Annotated in this window: 13 protein-coding genes and 1 tRNA gene; 4 read left to right on the top strand and 10 right to left on the bottom strand. The window is 63.1% G+C overall.

The window, feature by feature from the left end:
* Positions 1 to 5 precede the first annotated feature (5 nt).
* The 3 genes from ACFX4T_RS08555 (at position 6) to nhaA (ending at position 2190) form a co-directional block, all read left to right on the top strand.
* Positions 6 to 503, top strand: coding sequence for a DUF2505 domain-containing protein (locus tag ACFX4T_RS08555; protein WP_216926890.1), 498 nt, complete (start codon positions 6 to 8; stop codon positions 501 to 503).
* 1 nt (position 504) lies between these two features.
* Complete coding sequence (locus tag ACFX4T_RS08550) at positions 505 to 726, top strand: SCO4848 family membrane protein (protein WP_216926889.1); 222 nt, start codon at positions 505 to 507, stop codon at positions 724 to 726.
* 180 nt (positions 727 to 906) lie between these two features.
* Complete coding sequence (gene nhaA, locus ACFX4T_RS08545) at positions 907 to 2190, top strand: Na+/H+ antiporter NhaA (RefSeq protein ID WP_377651557.1); 1284 nt, start codon at positions 907 to 909, stop codon at positions 2188 to 2190.
* A 10-nt stretch (positions 2191 to 2200) separates the two neighbouring features.
* Here nhaA and sufU read toward each other — a convergent pair whose 3' ends face one another.
* The 10 genes from sufU to ACFX4T_RS08495 all read right to left on the bottom strand — a co-directional run bounded on the left by sufU (position 2201) and on the right by ACFX4T_RS08495 (position 16946).
* Positions 2201 to 2653 (bottom strand): Fe-S cluster assembly sulfur transfer protein SufU, encoded by a 453-nt coding sequence (gene sufU, locus ACFX4T_RS08540; protein WP_223936373.1) that lies wholly within the window; start codon positions 2651 to 2653, stop codon positions 2201 to 2203.
* 59 nt (positions 2654 to 2712) lie between these two features.
* Positions 2713 to 4041: a cysteine desulfurase gene (locus ACFX4T_RS08535; RefSeq protein WP_377651458.1), complete on the bottom strand. Its 1329-nt coding sequence runs from the start codon at positions 4039 to 4041 to the stop codon at positions 2713 to 2715.
* A 79-nt stretch (positions 4042 to 4120) separates the two neighbouring features.
* Positions 4121 to 6568 (bottom strand): AAA family ATPase, encoded by a 2448-nt coding sequence (locus ACFX4T_RS08530; RefSeq protein WP_377651457.1) that lies wholly within the window; start codon positions 6566 to 6568, stop codon positions 4121 to 4123.
* Positions 6569 to 7038: 470 nt separating this feature from the next.
* The gene (locus tag ACFX4T_RS08525; protein WP_223948415.1) at positions 7039 to 9702 is read right to left on the bottom strand and encodes an AAA family ATPase; all 2664 of its coding nucleotides are present in this window, start codon (positions 9700 to 9702) and stop codon (positions 7039 to 7041) included.
* Positions 9703 to 9740: 38 nt separating this feature from the next.
* A complete protein-coding gene (locus ACFX4T_RS08520; protein ID WP_377651456.1) occupies positions 9741 to 12482 on the bottom strand; it encodes a LuxR C-terminal-related transcriptional regulator in 2742 nt (913 codons plus the stop codon).
* A 142-nt stretch (positions 12483 to 12624) separates the two neighbouring features.
* Positions 12625 to 13209, bottom strand: a complete 585-nt coding sequence (gene pth, locus ACFX4T_RS08515) for an aminoacyl-tRNA hydrolase (RefSeq protein WP_377651455.1) — start codon at positions 13207 to 13209, stop codon at positions 12625 to 12627.
* A gap of 179 nt (positions 13210 to 13388) precedes the next feature.
* Positions 13389 to 13964: a 50S ribosomal protein L25/general stress protein Ctc gene (locus tag ACFX4T_RS08510; RefSeq protein ID WP_377651454.1), complete on the bottom strand. Its 576-nt coding sequence runs from the start codon at positions 13962 to 13964 to the stop codon at positions 13389 to 13391.
* 303 nt (positions 13965 to 14267) lie between these two features.
* Entirely contained in the window at positions 14268 to 15248 is a 981-nt protein-coding gene (locus ACFX4T_RS08505; RefSeq protein ID WP_159697849.1) for a ribose-phosphate diphosphokinase, read from the bottom strand.
* Positions 15245 to 16750 (bottom strand): bifunctional UDP-N-acetylglucosamine diphosphorylase/glucosamine-1-phosphate N-acetyltransferase GlmU, encoded by a 1506-nt coding sequence (gene glmU / locus ACFX4T_RS08500; RefSeq protein WP_377651453.1) that lies wholly within the window; start codon positions 16748 to 16750, stop codon positions 15245 to 15247. The genes ACFX4T_RS08505 and glmU overlap by 4 nt, the downstream gene beginning before the upstream one ends.
* A gap of 124 nt (positions 16751 to 16874) precedes the next feature.
* Positions 16875 to 16946 (bottom strand) — tRNA-Gln (locus tag ACFX4T_RS08495).
* 263 nt (positions 16947 to 17209) lie between these two features.
* Here ACFX4T_RS08495 and ACFX4T_RS08490 point away from each other — a divergent pair.
* Entirely contained in the window at positions 17210 to 17809 is a 600-nt protein-coding gene (locus ACFX4T_RS08490) for a TetR/AcrR family transcriptional regulator (protein WP_216926931.1), read from the top strand.
* The last annotated feature ends 164 nt before the right edge of the window (positions 17810 to 17973 follow it).

Raw genomic sequence — 17973 nt, 5'->3', positions numbered from 1 at the left:
GACCCATGGCCCTGAGTGCATCCACCACCCTGCCGCACAGCGTTGACCGAGTAGCGGCCGTATTTGTCGACGAAGACTTCCTGCGTCACACGAGCGAACTGGTGGGCGGCTCCCTGGAATCGTTCACGATCGACGGCGACCCTGCCGGCGCTTTCAGCACCACCACGGTTCGTACGCTCCCGACTACCCGCTTGCCGGATATCGCCCGCAAGTTCGTGGGCGAGAGCCTGACCGTCACGCAGACCGAGCAGTGGGAGGCGCCCGCAGCAGACGGCTCCCGCGCCAGCAAGATTGCCTTGAAGGTCTCCGGTGCCCCGCTTGATGTCACCGCCGTCCAGCGTTTGGTTGCTGAAGGCGCGAACACCCGCATCGAGCTCGAGGGCAATGTGTCCTCGTCGGTTCCGTTCCTCGGCGGCAAGATTGCTGATGCTGCTGAGCCGATGGTTGGCAAGGCCCTGAACATCCAGTCCCAGCAGGCGCAGGCCTGGCTCGAAAGCCACTAGCATGCAGCTCCCTGCCATTCTGGGCTGGGTCCTGATCGTTGCCGGCGTATGGTCGCTGGTTGTGTGGCCGCAGTTCCTGAAGCGCGTCATGAAGGACCCCCGCGCCCGCGACTCCGCCGGCAAGGCCACCAGGTTCCTCACAGTCCACGTGGTCCTGGTGTCCATTTCCATGGTGCTGGGACTCGCGACGGCGGCCATCGGGATCGCCGGGCTCGTCGCCTGACGCTCGTCCCAGCCCAACTAGGTCGCAGTAGTGCGCGTTTTGAGCCCTCATAACGCGCTCTACTGCTACCTAGTTGGGTAGAATGGAACTTGGTGTGCCGGGAAGTCTGGTCGGCGGTGTCTTTGCGATGCCTGCCCTTAGACCACTCGACCCACAGGAGCCTCCGTGGCCAAACAATCCATGACCACCACCGTCTTCAGCCGCTCCAGCTACCCCGAGTACCGCCGCATCCTCTCGATACTCCGAACAGAGACCGTAGGCGGAGCCCTCCTTCTTGGCGCAACAGTCATCGCGCTGATTTGGGCAAACTCCCCCGCCGCTGACAGTTACTTCGCATTACGCGACCTCAAAATAGGCTATGAGCCCTGGCACCTGCAGCTGAGCCTCGGGCATTGGGCCTCCGACGGCCTGCTCGCTGTGTTCTTCTTCCTCGCAGGCCTTGAACTCAAACGGGAGTTCGTCGCCGGGGAACTCCGCAAACCTGCCCGGGCCGTTGTCCCCGTTGCCGCGGCCGTTGGTGGGGTTCTCATCCCCGCGCTGATCTACGTCCTCTTCAACCTAGGCTCGGCCTCGGAGACACTCAAAGGCTGGGCCATCCCCACGGCAACGGACATCGCCTTCGCCTTGGCCGTCCTTGCCGTGATCAACACGCACCTTCCCGCAGCCCTGCGGACCTTCCTGCTGACCCTCGCAGTGGTGGACGACCTCATCGCGATCGGCATCATCGCTTTCTTCTACTCCACGGGGATCCAGCCCCTCATGCTCCTGGCCGCGTTGGTACCGCTGGCCCTGTTCACCTTCCTGGTCCAGAAGCGGATCCGCAGTTGGTACTTCCTGCTCCCCCTTGCCGTGGCCACGTGGGGCCTCGTCCATGCCTCCGGCATCCACGCCACCGTCGCCGGGGTGCTGCTCGGCTTTGCGGTTCCTGTCTTCAACAGCGGAAGAAAGGGTGAACCGGCCGAGGGTCTCGCTGAACACTTCGAACACCGGCTGCGCCCCTTCTCGGCCGGATTCGCCGTACCCGTCTTCGCCTTTTTCTCTGCAGGAGTGGCCCTGGGCGGTTTCGACGGCATGCGGGCCGCGCTCACTGATCCGGTGGCCGTGGGAATTGTTGCCGCGCTGGTACTGGGCAAGGCCATTGGCGTCTTTGGCACCACGTTCCTGGTGACCAAAACCACCCGCGCGAGCCTGGATTCCAGCATTGCGTGGATCGACCTCTTTGGGCTGGCACTGCTGGCCGGGATCGGATTCACCGTCTCCCTGTTGATCGGCGAGCTAAGCTTCGGCACCGGGTCTGCCCACAACGACCACGCCAAGGTGGCCATCCTGGCAGGTTCCCTGACCGCGGCGCTGCTGGCCGCCGTCGTGCTCCGGGCCCGGAACCGGCGGTACCGCCTGGTTCAGGCGGAAGAACAGCGAGACGACGACGGCGACGGCGTACCTGACGTCTTCAACCGCGCTTAGCCCCGGGCTACTAGGCCGTTGCCTGGTTCAGCGCGTCCTCTGCAGCAACCCACGAAATCATGGCGCATTTGACCCGGGCGGCGTAGCGGGCCACGCCTTCGAACGCGGCGGCGTCTCCCAGAATCTCTGGATCCGCCTGCACCTTTCCACGCGAGCGGAGGACTTCGCGGAAGTTATCGATCACGGCGTGCAGTTCTTCGACCGACATTCCTTCGCCAAGGTCTGTCAACACTGAGGCCGACGCCATGGAGATGGAACAGCCTGCGCCGTCCCAGCTGATCTGCTTGACCGTTCCATCGGCAACAGCCAGACGGAGCGTTACCTCGTCCCCGCAGACCGGGTTGAGTTGATGGGATTGCCCGGTTGACGTGCCCGTTGGGGCTTCCGTGTCTGCGAGCCCGCTGCCGTGCCGCTGCTTGGAGTGGTCCAGGATGATCTGCTGGTACAGCTGGTCAAGACTCATGGTGCTGGTTACCCGTTCGTGGAAGTTTGTGGGGAGCGGCTGCGGTGCTGCCGCAAGAATCAGGCCTGGAAATAGGCCCGAACGCCAGACACGGCGTCAAGGAAGGCGTCGACGTCGTCCGTGGTGTTGTAAAGGTACGTACTTGCCCGAGTGGTGGCAGTCAGCCCCAAGCGGCGGTGAAGTGGCTGGGCGCAATGGTGGCCGACGCGGACGGCGATGCCGCGTTCGTCAAGGAACTGGCCGACGTCGTGGGCATGGACACCGGCGACGTCGAACGCGGCCAGTCCGATGCGTTCCGCACCGGAAGCAGGACCCACCACGCGGATGCCGTCGATGCCCTCAAGTCCCTTAACCAGTCGCTGACCCAACGTGGCTTCCCACGCATGGATGCGGTCGATCCCGGTTTCGGACAGATAGTTAATGGCTGTGGCAAGGGCAACCGCCTGGGAGATGCGCTGGGTCCCGGCTTCGAAGCGCTGTGGAGCAGGCAAGTATTCGGCGCGTTCCATAGTGACCGTGGTGATCATGGAGCCACCGGTGAGGAATGGCGGGAGGACGTCCAGGAGTTCCTGCTTGCCGTACAGGACGCCGACGCCCGTGGGAGCGAGCATCTTATGGCCCGAGAATACCGCGAAGTCGACGTCCAGGTCCTTGACGTCAATGGGCATGTGAGGCACTGATTGGCAAGCATCCAGGACCACCAACGCACCCACGCGTCGGGCGAGAGCCACGAGTTCGGCAACCGGGTTGATGGTTCCCAGGACGTTGGAGGCGTGGGTGAAAGCCAGCAAGCGGGTCCGCTCCCCCACGATCTCTTCCGCGGCGTCCAGGCGAAGGCTGCCAGCATCGGTGATGGGAATGTACTTGAGTGTGGCTCCGGTCCGGAAAGCGAGCTCCTGCCAGGGGATCAGGTTGGCGTGATGCTCCATCTCCGTGACCACGATTTCGTCCCCGGGGCCGATGGCCAGCTCCTTCAACGCCGAACTGCCCCGGCCCTGTGCAGCCCACAAAGCGGCGTTGGACAACGCATAGCTGATGAGGTTCAGGCCCTCCGTGGCGTTGGACGTCCACACGGTTTCCTCGTACTGGGCACCAATAAAGTCCGCGACAGTTTGGCGGGCGTCCTCGAAAACCTCAGTCGCGCTCACCGCAAGCTGGTGCGCGCCACGGTGTACCGCGGCATTGCGTTGCTCGTAGAACTCCTGCTCGGCCTCTATCACGCTCAAAGGGTTCTGCGACGTGGCCCCGGAATCGAGATAGATCAACGGCTTTCCGTTGACCAGTTGGTCCAGGACCGGGAAGTCGTTCCGGATCCGCAGCACCTCCGCACTGTCCATGGCAGGAACCACGGACTGCTGCAGTGAGGCGGGAGTTGATACGACAGTCAAGGGGCGCTCCTTGGAAATCCTTCAGGGACACTCAATTATCCCACGGCGCGACCTCCCCGGAGATGTGCCGTTCAGCACGTCAATGTCCTGCAGTACCGGGCAGCCATCCCAGCGGCGGAGCAACATCATTGTCGAAAGCCCCGTGCAGCCGCTCCATCAGCGTCCAGGCGCGGCGGCTTGCCGCGCCGCGGGTCCTGGCTTCGTAGCCACTGGCCGCCCGGGCGTAACAGAGGGCCGCCTGTGCGAATTGCCGGTCCCCGGAAAGGCTCCTGCCAGCAGATTCAAGCAACCTGGGGTCATTACCCAGCAAAGCCGATGCGAAGGTTCCCGTCGCCGCCGCGCCAGCGCCCTGCAACGAGGCGGCAAGCTCACTAAGGCGGCGCTGCACTACAAGGTCCTCGACGGCGGACCTGCTTGCGTTGAGCATCATGAGGGTCAACGCCTCGGCTTCCATCAAAGGACTTTGCCGGTCATGGAATGCCTCGGCTACCGCAAACAAATGGCCGGGCTTGCGCGAAACCTTGTCCTGGGCTGCCGCCACGAACAGGGCGCTGAGCTGCGGCAACAGGCCCTTGCCAGTTGGGTCGACTGCGTCCTTTGCCGCCACCAAGCTCTGCTGCACCCTTGCCGTGGCCTGCTCCGAATCACCGCACAGCGCCGCGGAGTACGCCAGCATCGCCGATGCCAGCTGCAGAACCGGCGGCAGGCCGGAGTCGTGCAGTTCAGCCACAACGGGTTCAAGGGTTCGCAACGCGGCACGGGGAAGGCCTTGGCTGAGCTGGGCATATCCCCGCGCTACGTCCAGGCACCATGCCACCTGCGCTGGCACCGCGTAGGCCCAGGGGCAATCCAGGAGGGCATCCAACTGGCTCCATGACAGGTTATGCCGCAGGCAGACCACGTGGCGGAGCAGGACGCCTGGCCGGAACATCTCCAGCACGGGGTCGGCGCCGATGGCGGTGATGGCTACGGAAGACTTTTCCAGCGCTTGGGGAGCGTCCCCGGAAAGCAGGAGTTGCTCGGCCTGGTGGACATTCCACATGACCCGGGCGGCTGGATCCGAGGGTGCCGCCGGCCCATGCGCCCCGCCGTCGGGCTTCAGCGGCATGGGTGAGGCCGCCCCCAGAAGGCTCAATGCCATCAACCGACGTGCAGCGTCGGCCTGCACCTCCGGCTGCGATCCTTCACCCTCCAACTCGCGCAACTCCGGTGCTGCTTCCTTGAGTTGGCCCTCAGCAATTAGTGCCCTGGCGCGGAGCATCCTGGCTTCATCCCGGTGGCCTGGACCGTTGACACCCACCGAAGCCCTGATGGCCAGCTCAGCGGTGGACGGTTTGTCAGCGGCGGGGGCTGCGGCCAGGATGAGTTCGTCGGAGAGGCTCAGCCCGGAATCGAGGGTCCACGTCATCCACCGCAGCATGGCGGGCGCGGAATCCGCCGTCAGTCCGGGCTCCTCGATGCCAAGCCGGAGCGCCGTGCTGCGGGAGCGGGGAACCGACAGCCGGATGCCCTCGCCCCTAAGCCATGAACTCGTACGGACAAGCGGCGGCCTTCCGGGCAGCACCCGGATGTGGCGTGCGTCAAGAAGGTGTTCCACAGCTTTCTGGCCGAAGCTGTGCTCAACAACATCCAAGGCCAGCGGCTCGGCGAGCGCAATAACCTCCAACGCCTTCAATTCTTCCGCAGCATGGTGGGAGATATCGGCCCGGACGTGCTCAACCACCCCGGGCCATTGGCAATGTGCCCGTACGTCGATGGTCCAGTAGCCGTCGCGCTGCACCAGGAGGTGGGCGTTGCGTGCATCCTGGATCGCGAGGCAAAGGAGTCCCACGTTGAACCCGCACATCGCCGCCAGAAGACTGCTGGCGCGCCGTTGAACCTTACCGCCCAGTACGTCCTCGCACAGCGCCTGTGCCTCACTGAACGTGAAGGGAGCCAGGATGTACTGCTCCAGGAAGCCGTCTTCCCACAACTGGTACAGATCCGGCGGAAGCGGGCGGCGACTGTCGGCCGTAGCTACCAAGGTGGCGCCGAATCCCGGCATCAGCTGCAGCAAAACCGCCAGGGACGCAGGATCGACGAAGTGGATGTCGTCCACGAGGAGGACCAGTGGAGGCCGTTTAGGCTCTGGGTGACGCTTGCTTCGACGCCGTGCAACCGGTGGTGTGTACAGGTATCCTGCTGGACCGAGGCTTTGGGTGAGCGCCCGCAGGACATGAAGTCCCGGGAGGTCCGTTTGTTCGCCTGAGGGCTGTACTGCGGCGCTCAACGCACCGTAGACGGTTGTCTGGAGTTCCGCTTTGCCGGCGAAGGTGCGGACGTCCATGGAGTCTTGTAGTCCTGCTTTGATGGAGAGCAACAAATGGCTCTTTCCAGATCCGCTGTCGCCGATCACAACTATGCCGTTGGTGGAAGGAGAGGGTACTGCTGCGAGGATCAGATCAAGGATCTGTTTCCGGTCCGGGAATGTTGGCGGCCTCAGCCCGACTGTGACAGTGTCTTCGTCCAGCCAGGGGTCCGGCAACATGCGCACTCCAATAGCAGCAGTCCCTTGGTCCGGGAGAATTTAGGCTTTCCGCGATTTTGCGGGATCCCTGGCCTAGAAGCCGGCGACGGCTGGGGGGAGAGTCTCGGTCTCAGAAGACTCTGTCGCCGCCGGCTTCGTCCAGGGCCGGACCGCCTCTCGGCGGCCGGAGCATCGGCTCAAAGAGACCACCGATGCGGTATTTCGATTTGGAATTCGGGGGATGCTTGGGGCTTTCCTTCCTTCCAAGATCAGTTAACCGTGTGCCGGAAATCAGAACACCAGTAATCGGTACTCGATTAGTACGGCGGTTTTCGGGCCCCGATACTCTGTTGTACTCAGTCCTTTGAACGGGCACTACTTGGTCCGGGCAGGGGTAGGGCGCGGGTTACTCCATTGATTGGTGATAATTGGTAAAATACCGCAACCACGTGGTGGTTGCGGGCGTCCGGGGCTACTGAAATGGCCGCGCGTCAATTGCGGACAGCGGCCCCAAGGTCCTCGCGCCGGCGGATGCCCAGCTTGGCATAGCTGCGGTACAAGTGACCCTCCACTGTGCGGACGGAGACCATGAGTTTCTCTGCGATCTGCCGGTCAGTGAGTCCGGAAACGGCCAGCGCCACAATATCCTGTTCCCGCCGGGTCAGTGGCACGGAACGGTCTACGTCGGTGTGGGGGTCGTGGAGCTGTGCGTCGCCCAGGCTGGCCTCGCTGACGTCGCGCAACACGGCCGCCTGCCGCGCCTCGGGCCGTTTGCCCTCTGCGTCAAAGGCAATGGCAGCCCTATCGAAAGCTGTCGCCGCCGGCCCTGGCATGCCTCCGGCGGCCAGCAGGTTGCCAGCGTTGACGAATGCTTCGCCGGCGCCGTTCACTTGGGCGGTCGCCAACGTGTGCCAGCCGCCTGCCCACGCCCCAGCCATTGAGGAGGCAGTTTCCTGGATGGCTTCCATGACCTGCATGTCCCCCAGCTCTGCCCTGAGGACCAGGTTCTGGAGCAGGACACCCGGAAGCTGATGCAGGTGCGTGGAATCAGGGAGGCTCCGCAGTCTCTCCAGCCCTGATCCTTTGTTCACATACTCCTTGGCGGCCAGGGTGAAGATCTCAGCCAGGGCTTCAACATAGGCGCCGCCTGCAGCCGGGATCACCGCTGTATCCACGGACAGGCGTTGGGCCAGTTCATTGTTTCCTGACCGGGCTGCAGCATAGAACGCCAGCGCGTTGCCTAGGCGGCGCAGCCTCTGCGGGTCCTTCACACGGAGGGCCTCCACCGCGGGAGTCAGCGCAGCGCTTGCTTGTTCCAAACGTCCCTGCCGGAGCAAGGACAATCCTTTGATCGCCTGGATATCACCACCGAACGTTATGAGCCCCATGGCGGAGCTGGCTGCGTAGCGGTTCAGGGCAGTCTCGGCTGCCGCCCAGTCCCCGGACTCCAGTGCGGCCAAGGCATAGCGGACCAGGATGAAGTCGGTGAAGTACAGGAGGTCGTCATGGTGTTCATCCAGCAACACCAGCGCTTCCCGGCCCATCTCCAATGCCTGCACGGCCTGGCCTTCCACCATCAGGAGCTCGCACTGCATGGCCAGCAGGAAAAGCTGGTTCATGACGAAATCCGGTTCGTCCACGGCCAGACCTGCCTGGAACGTGGCAAGTCCCTCACGAAGCTCCCCATAGCGGCCGTCATGGGCCAGCGCCGCCAATTCCAAAGCTGCCGCATGGCGTCGGATCTGCTGGACCACAGGGTCCTGCGCGCTGAGGCCCGCCACCAGTGCGTCAGCGGCAGAGTGGGCGTCAGCCAGGATGTCGCCCGAGCTGTCCCCCATTGCGGACCTTGCAGCTCCCCACAGCAATCCGGCGCCCAAGGGCCCGGACGGATCGGCGTCCAGGAACCCGGCATCTTCTCCGAGCAGTTTCACGGCACTGCGGTAGTCGCCGTCGTTGTATTTGACCATTGCCATCACGGCACGGGCACGGGGGCGCAGCGCTTCGGAGCGAACCTTGGCAGCGGCCTCCAGCGCGAGTGGATTCTGCAGCAGTTTCGCGGCAAGGAACGCTGCCCGCAGCAGCTGTTCGTCGTCGACGTCGGCACCACAGTCCAGCGCCCAACTCACCATTCGGAGCAGTCCCTCCGCCGTGGATGGCTCGGCGGGCAGGTGCTGGACCATGCGCTGGCGGATCTGGAGGCTACGGGCGGGCGAAACGATGTGGCGAAGCGCCTCACCATACATCGGGTGCCACATTTTCAGCGGACTCCCGGCGCCATTACTGGAAATCACGAGCCTGTTGTCCATCAGCGAGCGCAGCGTATCCCTGCCCACAAGCGCGTCGAGTACGGCCGCGGGGACCGGTTCGGACAAGGCGATAATGTACATCGCCTCCCGTTCAGCCTCGCTGGTTCGCAGGACTCTGTTCCGAACCACTTCAGAGAGGCCCTCACCGGTGCCGGAGAGGGCCCTCGTGAGGAACCAGACGCCATTTCGACGCACCAGGTTTCCGTCAGTTCTTGAATCTTCCAAAAGGCAACGGAGCAACAGGGGGTTGCCCTCCGAGACAGCATGTAGAACATCTGTGGTGCTTGCCATGACCGAGCCCCCTAATGTTTTCCCGGCGAGCTCGGCCACTTCTTCCTTTTCCAGCGGATGGAGTTCGAATCGCTCCGCCAGGCCGTCGTACCAGAGCTGGAGCAGGGCAGGAGGAAGTCCTGGCCGAGGCCTGCTGGTCGCCACGAGCCTCGCCCAGCCGGCCGTCACCAATTCGGCCAGAATCTGTGTGCTGGCCTCATCGAGATCATGGGCGTCGTCTACAACCAGAAGGAGCCTTGCACCTTCGCTTCCCCGCCTTTTCTCGAACTGGGACCAAAACTCGCGCAGGATTGCCACCGGCGAGGTGGCTTGTTCCACAGGCAGGTCCAGGAGATAGGGCGCCAAGACACCGAAAGGAACAGCGGACAGCGCGGGACTTCCGTGGATCCGCATCACTACCATTTCGCCGGCCAAGCGCGCGGCGATCTCTGCGGCCATGGCCGTTTTGCCGATGCCGGGATCGGCAAGGAGCAGGACGGCGCCCGCCCCCTCCTGCCTCAATATTTCAGTTGCGAGATCCAACTCCGCGTCCCTGCCAACAAGGTGCTCAGCCTGCATGGGCACGCACCCGGTTGACGGAAACTACACTCCTCGACTCACAGGAGACCATTGAGCTCGCCTCGCGATGAGACGCCGAGCTTGGTAAACACTTGGTACAGGTGCCCTTCGACGGTCCGCACAGACACCCCAATATCCATAGCGATTTCACGATTGCTGACACCCTTTCCGGCCAGTTTGGCAATTTGCCGTTCGCGCTCGGTCAACACCGGCGCGTCACTGCGTGGTTGGATCGGCAACGCCGAAACCGATTGCTCCAGTCGCTCAAGCCTAAGCTGCGCGGTCCTGGCAGCAGTGGTTTCGCCGGCATCACGGGCAAAATCAAGGGCGATAGCCACGCATCTGGCTTCGACAACCAACAAATCCAAGGCCGCTGCGGCATCGGCGGCGGCCAGAAGAGTACGGGAACTCCTATTCAGGGATCCCCGCGCAAGATCACGGGAGATCTCTGCCAACGGGCCCTGGCGGTTTTCGGCAATCTCTTGCAGCAATCTGTACTCGGCGTCCGTGCCCTCCACGGTTGCCCCGAAAAGGCAGATCCCGGCAGTTGTGAAGCGCTGCTTGGCAACGTCCTGATGGACCCTGGCCAGCAGCCGCTGTTTGACGTCCGGATCCCCCATCCATCGCCCTGCCATTTCAGCGCAGAACTCGGCAACGGACTCGGAGAAATATGTTCCAACACCACGGCAGGTGCGGTACAGGTCAAGGTACCGTCCGGCTTCGAGTGAATTCCCCAGCTGGGCATAGGCAAAGGCGGTAGCTGCGTAAGCAACCTTGACCATGTTCATGGCCGGCCGGAGCTCAAGCTGGGCGGCGGCGGAACGCAGGGGCTCGATCGCGCAAGAAGGCTTCCCGGCGTAAGCGTACGCAAGGCCCACGCCCAGTTCGGTGATTGCACCCCGGTACTGCAGGCGCGAAGGTGTGGAGGGCGTCCGCCGCATGAGCTCGATGCATTTCCGCCATTGTCCGGACAGCAGCAGCACTCCGAAAGCTTGCCGGGCGAAAGACTCCTCCAACTGCGCCGGCCTGTCATTGTTCCCCAGCTGCCGGGACACAGTACGTGCCAATTGCTGCGCTTCCAGTTCCCGGCCCATCACGCAGCGGGCTTCAATGAGGCAAAAGGCGGACTTCAGCCAGTGTTCCCGGTCCATGGCCGGGTCCTTGGCCAGTTCCTCTTCCAGGTCCTGGGCCACAGTTGCGTACTCGCCCATATACGTCTGGTATTCGTAGTTGCAAAGCAGGAGCCGGTTCCGGGCCCTCATGATCATCTCCGGGGTGTATTTCTCCGGATTCGAAACCATGGCTTCCAAGGTTTCACCCGCTGCCGCGATCACCCCGGGCACCATTGCCGAGCGGCCGTCAATCCATGTCATGGCCTGGCATTTGGCAGCCGTTACTTCTGCAAACTCCATTGGGTCCAAAGCTGTTATGTGTGCCTCTGACACCTCATCCAAAGCCTGGGCCGCGTGCAGGGGCAGATCCAGCATGAGGTAGGCAGCTGACCGTAGGCGCTGCCCCGGCACCCATTCAGGATCTTTCGGATCAAGGGAGAGTGTGCATTGGATGGCAAAGTTGGGGTCGTAATCATCCAGGGCCGCCCATCCTGCTGCCAGCGCGTGCGCGGGCGACGGCGACGGTTCGTCCTCACAGGCATGCATCCACGCGGCGTAGCTCAGCAAATCCTGCGGAGCCAACCCACCCAACTCCGGCTCCTTGGGTCCAAGAAGCATCAGCCTCAGCTCGCGACGGCGCCGGGTACTCAGCCAGCCCCGAACAACCTCGCCCACGTAGGCATCGCGAAGGGAAACCCAGTGCTCGCCGTTCCGGTCAACGTTGAGCAGCCCGGATTCCTCCATCTCCACCAGCACTTCCGTGCCAAAGATCGCAGCCAGATCCACCAGAGTCGCGCGCTGCGCGCAAGCGAGGACCTCGACGACGGTCCGGTTGGCCTGCGGTTCGCGCGCCAGCCTGGAACGGACAAAGTCCTCCACAACAGTGGCGCCCTCAAGCTTGATCCGGTCCCTGAGCGTCCACACGGAATCGTTGAGGACCAGGTTGCCGGAATGGCGCTGCTGGTCCAGCAGCGCGTGCAGGAGCATCGGATTCCCACCGACGGCGGAGTGGAGTGAGCCAACCAGGGTCGAGGAAACGTAGTGGCCCAGCACCGAACCGAGAACCTGCTTCGTCTGTTCTTCGCTGAGCGTGTTCAGATGGACTTCGCCCAGTTGCTCCTCAAGTACCAGCCGATGAAAATCAGCGGGGAGATCGCTGGAGCGTTGAACGGTGGCGATCACCTTTGCCGTTCCAGTGGCCATCAGATTCAGCAGCACGCCCGTGCTCATGGGATCCATACCGCCGGCATTGTCCACGATGAAAACAGTCTGGCGGCCCGCGGCTTCTGTACGGATCAGGGTGGTAATCGCGTGGAGAATGCCCGTGGGCGAACTGACGGCCTCGGACGGCAGTCTCGCCAGGAGGAATCCGAGGCACCCGTAGGGAGTCTGGCCATTGGCGACTGTGTTGCGCAATTGCAGGCTATGGATTTTGGGGCCCAGCGAGGAAATCACTGCCCGGGCCAAGCCCGACTTGCCGATTCCCCGTTCGCCCGTGAGCACCACACCGTACGATTCCGGGGACTCAAGGTGCTTGGTGGCCCGGGACAGATCCTGGCTCCTGGCCAACAATGACCATGTTTGCCGATCGGATGGACCGCCAACAAGGTCCGGGGCCGCAGCCCTCGCTGCGCCTCCACCGCCTCTGCTTAGCAACTCCGCCGACATTCGCATCCTTCGCTACAACATCCGCGACGGTCCCCCACCGCTTACCTGCGTACCATGCACACTACCTCCGGGCGCCGACAGTTTGTAGGGCTAAGGGCGCCTCGTATCATCAGGCTTTCCTCAGGCTTTCCTCAAGATTTGCTCAAGATCTTGCGGCATGATGCTTCTGCTGCGCCGCCAACAGCCCCTCATTGACCAGCAGTTCCACGGCGTCGGCCGCCTCATCCAGCAGAAATGGCAATTGCTTCTTCTCGGCCGTTGCAAAATCCCGCAGCACAAAGTCCGCGGTATCCATACGTCCGGGAGGCCGGCCCACCCCTACCCGCACGCGTAAATAGTCCTTTGTTGCCAGCGCCTTGGAGATATCGCGGAGGCCGTTATGACCACCCTCGCCGCCACCTATCTTGAGCTTGACCGTGTTGAAGGGGATGTCGATCTCATCGTGGACAGCAATCACGCGGTCCGGCACGATGTCGAAGAATTTGCTCAAGCCCGCCACAGGACCACCGGAAACGTTCATGTAAGTCATCGGCTTGGCCAGCACAACGCGGGGCCCGCCAATCCCCAACCGACCCTCCACTACCTGCGCCCTGGCCTTGTGGGTCTTGAACTTGCCGCCCATCCGCGACGCCAGCTCGTCAAGCACCATCTGGCCCACGTTGTGCCGGTTGTCGCTGTACTCACTGCCGGGGTTGCCAAGGCCAACTATCAGCCAGGTGTCAGTCATGGTCTCATCCTAGGGAATCTGGTCAGGAAATCCGGTCAGCCAATCCGCTGGGCGAATTTTTCCGGCCGGGTATCGGGATCGCGAAGGCGCGCGGGATTACGCGGGAGGGGAAGAAGAAAGTGGCCGGGACCCAAGGGGACCCGGCCACTCAAAAAGCGTTTGCCTTATGCAGGCAAAGACTACTCAGCCGCTTCTGCGGTGGTTTCTTCTTCAGCTTCAGAAGCGGTCTCGGCGATACGGACCACCAGGGTGTCGCCTTCAGTGAGCAGGGTGGAACCCTTGGGCAGGACGAGGTCCGATGCGTGGATGTTCTCGCCAGCCTTGCGGCCTTCGATGTCAACCTCGACGGCGGTGGGCACGTGGGTTGCCTCGGCCTCAAGGGAAACCGTGGTGGCTTCGAGGCTGGCAACAGCACCCGGAGCAACTTCACCGGAAACGTGGATGGCGATGTCGACGGTAACCTTCTCGCCGGCCTGGACGGTCTGGAGGTCAACGTGCTCGATGATCTGCTTAACCGGGTCGCGCTGGATGTCCTTGACGAGCGTCAGGTGCTGCTCGCCGTCGACGTCGATTGCCAGCAGGGCGTTGGAAACGCGGACGGCCAGGGTGGTGGCGCGGCCGGGCAGGTTGATGTGGATCGGCTCTGCGCCGTGGCCGTAGATGACAGCCGGGATCTGGCCGGCCATGCGTGCGCGGCGGGCAAAACCCTTGCCGAATTCGGTGCGCAGTTCTGCGGTGAGCTTCTGCTCAGACATGTGTACTCCTTGATTACTGTGGCGTCCGGGAAACTCCGGACAAGTCGATCAGCAAGGGCGGAGGTCTGTGGACCTTCTACGCCCGGCGACCGTTGCTGTCCAGCAGCAAGCCCGCCTGTGTCGAAGGAGATGCAGACCCAGTCGATAACGGAGACCCGCAATTCCGGTTCAAAACTCGCACCGGATGTGCTCTCCCTCGCCAAGGTATCCCCAAGAGTTTACCAGCGGATACCTGCATTACTGAAAACGGGCCATCCACACGCCCGGAGGCGGCGGATGACCCGTCATGTCAGTAGTCCGGCGTCAGGCTTTGCCGTCGAACAGGCTGGTGACCGAACCGTCGTCGAACACTTCACGAATGGCACGCGCGATCAACGGTGCGATGGACAGCACCGTGAGCTGCGGGAAACGCTTCTCTGCCGGGATGGGCAGGGTGTTGGTGACAACCACTTCGCGCGCGCCCGAATCAGCGAGGCGCTGCGCTGCCGGGTCCGAGAAAACGGCGTGCGTGCAAGCGATGATGACATCCTTGGCGCCAGCGTTCTTCAGGACCTGGACGGCGCCGGAGATGGTTCCACCGGTGTCGATCATGTCGTCAATGAGCACGCAGGTGCGGCCTTCAACCTGGCCAACAACGGTCTTGGAGACGGCCTGGTTGGGCACGGTGAGGTCGCGGCTCTTGTGAACGAACGCCAGCGGGGCACCGCCCAGGCGTTCCGCCCACTGCTCGGCGACACGGACGCGGCCGGTGTCCGGCGAAACAACGGTGATGTTGTCCGCCTCCACCTTGGTGCGGATGTAGTCGGCCAGCAGCGGGATCGCCATCAGGTGGTCAACGGGGCCATCGAAGAAGCCCTGGATCTGGGAGGTGTGCAGGTCCACGGACATGATGCGGTCCGCGCCGGCGGTCTTGTACAGGTCCGCTACCAGGCGGGCGGAAATGGGCTCGCGGCCGCGGCCCTTCTTGTCCTGGCGGGAGTACGGGTAGAACGGTGAAACAACCGTGATCCTCTTGGCAGAGGCGCGTTTGAGGGAATCGATCATGATCAACTGCTCCATAAGCCAGTTGTTCAGCGGGGCCGGGTGCGCCTGGATGACGAACGCATCCGTGCCGCGGACACTCTCAGCGGAACGGACGTAGATTTCCCCGTTGGCGAAGTCATAGGCGTCGATGGGCAGGAGCTCTGTCTCCAGCTCCTTCGCGATTTCCTGCGCCAGCTCCGGATGTGCCCTTCCGGCGGCGAGAATCAATTTCTTCTCGCCGTGTGCGGTAATTTCGCTCATGCCTGTTTGCCCTCTTCTGTGGTTGCTGGGGATTGTGAGGAATTGGAGGCGGGGGTCAGCAGGGAATCCTGCGCGGCCTGGGCCAGTTTCGCTGAGACGGTGCCAGGGCGGTTGGCCTGCACCCAGCCTTCGGCGTTTCGCTGTGCGGCAAGGCTAACTGCGAGGGCTCCCGCGGGGACGTCCTTGCGGATGACTGCACCGGCACCGCTGTAAGCGCCGTCACCCACGGTCACGGGAGCTACGAAGACAGTGTTTGAACCAGTCCGCACGCCCGAGCCGATCACCGTGCGGTGCTTCTTCTCGCCGTCGTAATTGGCCGTGATGTTGCCGCAGCCGATGTTGGTGTCCTCGCCAATTTCAGCGTCACCTGCATAACCGAGGTGCGACAGTTTGGAACCACGGCCGATGGTCACGTTCTTGGTTTCGTAGAAGGCGCCGATCTTGCCCGTCTCCCCCAGCACTGTGCCGGGGCGAAGGTACGTGAACGGTCCAACACTTGCGCCGGCACCGATCGTGGAACCCGAGCCATGCGTGCGGGTCACCTTGGCACCTTCGCCCACATTGACATCGGTCAGCGTGGTATCGGGACCCACGACGGCGTCCCTCGCCACGGTGGTGGAACCGTGCAGTTGCGTATTGGGCAGCAAGCGGACGTCTTCATCGAGCCTCACCGTGGAGTCGATCCAGGTGGTGGACGGATCCACGACGGTCACGCCCGCCCGCATCCAGGACTCGACGATGCGGCGGTTGAGCTCGGCTCCGAGGGCGGAAAGCTGGATGCGGTCGTTGGCGCCCTCAACCTGCCAGCGGTCCTGGGTGACGACGGCGGCAACCCGGCCACCGGCGTCGCGCGCCAGCCCGAGGACATCCGTGAGGTACATCTCGCCCTGCGCGTTGTCAGTGGTGACCTGCGTCAGTGCGTTGCGGAGGACAGCGGCGTCGAAGGCGTAAATGCCGGAGTTGACCTCAAGGATGGTGTGCTCGGCTTCGCTTGCGTCCTTGTGCTCGCGGATGCCGGTTACCGTGCCGTCTTCGGCACGCAGGATGCGGCCGTAGCCCGAGGCGTCGTCCAATACCGCAGTGAGCACCGTTACGGCGTTGGCCTGGGCTTCATGCGTTGCCACGAGTTCACTGAGCAATTCGCCGGTCAGCAAGGGCACATCTCCGTAGGTGACAACCACGGTGCCGGTGAGCTCGGCGTCGGCGTCGAGGGCCTTGAGGGCAACCTCCACAGCGCGTCCCGTGCCGGGGATCTCGTCCTGGTCAACGATCACGGCTTCCGGATCCAGCGCGGAGACGTGTTCTGCCACGCGATCGCGCTCGTGCCGGACAACAAGGGCAAGTTTGAGGGGGTTGATGGAACGGGCGGCGAGGAGGGCGTGGCCCACCATGGAGAGGCCGCCGATTTCGTGGAGAATCTTGGGAGTCCGCGATTTCATTCGCGTCCCGGCACCTGCAGCCAAGACGATGACTGCTGCGGGACCGGTGGTTTCGGGGCTCACGTACTGGCTCTCCTTGCTCGGTTTTATCCCGGGTAACCCGGCTTCGGAATGCTGCCATTCCAACTATGGACCCAGGCACCGTTCGAGCTGTTCCAGGTACAGAGTGGAGCGCATTTTCCGACCGTTCCGCCCATAGGATTCGAACCTATACTCCACGGCTCCAAAGGCCGGGGTGCTGCCATTACACCAGAGCGGACCGTGCATGCTCGCACCCCCAGGCGGCAGGGCCTGACGGTCTCCCGGGTCACCGGGATGCACACACAAGAACCTAGTTTGCCATGACCTTTGCATGGTTCGCGACTTGACCCACTCTGACGGCTCTCCAGATGCCCTTTTACGGCCCGCCCCGATCAGCGGCGCGGCGGGTTAGGGCATGATGGACACGTGAGCAAGCGCACTGAACTTCCCCGGCCCGCAGCCACCCTCGAGGCTCTGGGAGACCGCCCTATACGGTTGAGGATGACGGGACAACAGCGCCGCTCCCAGCTCATCGGCATTGGCCGGGCGCACTTCGCAGCCAAGGGCCTGGACGGCACAACCATTGAAGAGATTGCCGCCAGCGCCGGCGTGTCCAAACCGGTGATCTACGAGCATTTTGGGTCCAAGGAAGGTCTTTACCGGCAAGTTGTCGAAACCGAATTCCGGATACTCCTGGACTCCATCACCGAGGCACTGAGCACTGAGGCCAAACCCCGCGTCCTAGTGGAGCGCGCTGCACTGGCACTCCTTGGCTATATCGAAGAACGCACCGACGGCTTCCGGATCCTCATGCGCGACGCACCTCCCTCCCAGCCCGAGGGCGCCTTCTCCACGCTGCTCTCCCACGTCACCGCGCGTGTGGAACACCTGCTCTCCGACGAATTCGCCCGCCGTGGATTCAGCGCTGCCGACGGCGCCATGTACGCGCAGATGCTCGTCGGAATGGTGGCGATGACAGGCCAATGGTGGCTGGACAGTCGCGAACCGGACAAACGGGCGGTCGCCGCTCACCTGGTGAACCTGGCTTGGAACGGACTGACCGGGTTGCAGAAGGAACCCGAGCTCCGCTCCGACGGCTGATCCTCTCGCACTTCCCAGCCACTTTCGGGCGTTCCTCTCTCACATCCCAACCGCTTCCAGGCGTTCCTCTCTCACATCCCAACGGCTCGCAGGCTGTCAAGCTGTGTGGAGTCAGTGGGTTGGTTGTTTGTTTGGTTCGGGGAGGTTGATTCCTACGTAGGTTT

The sequence above is a fragment of the Paenarthrobacter sp. YIM B13468 genome (genome assembly GCF_042788025.1).
Classification (GTDB): Bacteria; Actinomycetota; Actinomycetes; order Actinomycetales; family Micrococcaceae; genus Arthrobacter; species Arthrobacter aromaticivorans.
The sequence above is the reverse complement of the archived record's forward strand: the minus strand, read 5'-3'. Positions and strand labels throughout refer to the sequence as shown.

Excerpts from the sequence above, each read along its gene's own strand:
- ACFX4T_RS08555 (WP_216926890.1), top strand. The coding sequence starts at position 6 with ATGGCCCTGAGTGCATCCACCACCCTGCCGCACAGCGTTGACCGAGTA.
- ACFX4T_RS08550 (WP_216926889.1), top strand. The coding sequence starts at position 505 with ATGCAGCTCCCTGCCATTCTGGGCTGGGTCCTGATCGTTGCCGGCGTA.
- nhaA (WP_377651557.1), top strand. The coding sequence starts at position 907 with ATGACCACCACCGTCTTCAGCCGCTCCAGCTACCCCGAGTACCGCCGC.
- sufU (WP_223936373.1), bottom strand. The coding sequence starts at position 2,653 with ATGAGTCTTGACCAGCTGTACCAGCAGATCATCCTGGACCACTCCAAG.
- ACFX4T_RS08530 (WP_377651457.1), bottom strand. The coding sequence starts at position 6,568 with ATGTTGCCGGACCCCTGGCTGGACGAAGACACTGTCACAGTCGGGCTG.
- ACFX4T_RS08525 (WP_223948415.1), bottom strand. The coding sequence starts at position 9,702 with ATGCAGGCTGAGCACCTTGTTGGCAGGGACGCGGAGTTGGATCTCGCA.
- ACFX4T_RS08520 (WP_377651456.1), bottom strand. The coding sequence starts at position 12,482 with ATGTCGGCGGAGTTGCTAAGCAGAGGCGGTGGAGGCGCAGCGAGGGCT.
- pth (WP_377651455.1), bottom strand. The coding sequence starts at position 13,209 with ATGACTGACACCTGGCTGATAGTTGGCCTTGGCAACCCCGGCAGTGAG.
- ACFX4T_RS08510 (WP_377651454.1), bottom strand. The coding sequence starts at position 13,964 with ATGTCTGAGCAGAAGCTCACCGCAGAACTGCGCACCGAATTCGGCAAG.
- ACFX4T_RS08505 (WP_159697849.1), bottom strand. The coding sequence starts at position 15,248 with ATGAGCGAAATTACCGCACACGGCGAGAAGAAATTGATTCTCGCCGCC.
- ACFX4T_RS08490 (WP_216926931.1), top strand. The coding sequence starts at position 17,210 with ATGACGGGACAACAGCGCCGCTCCCAGCTCATCGGCATTGGCCGGGCG.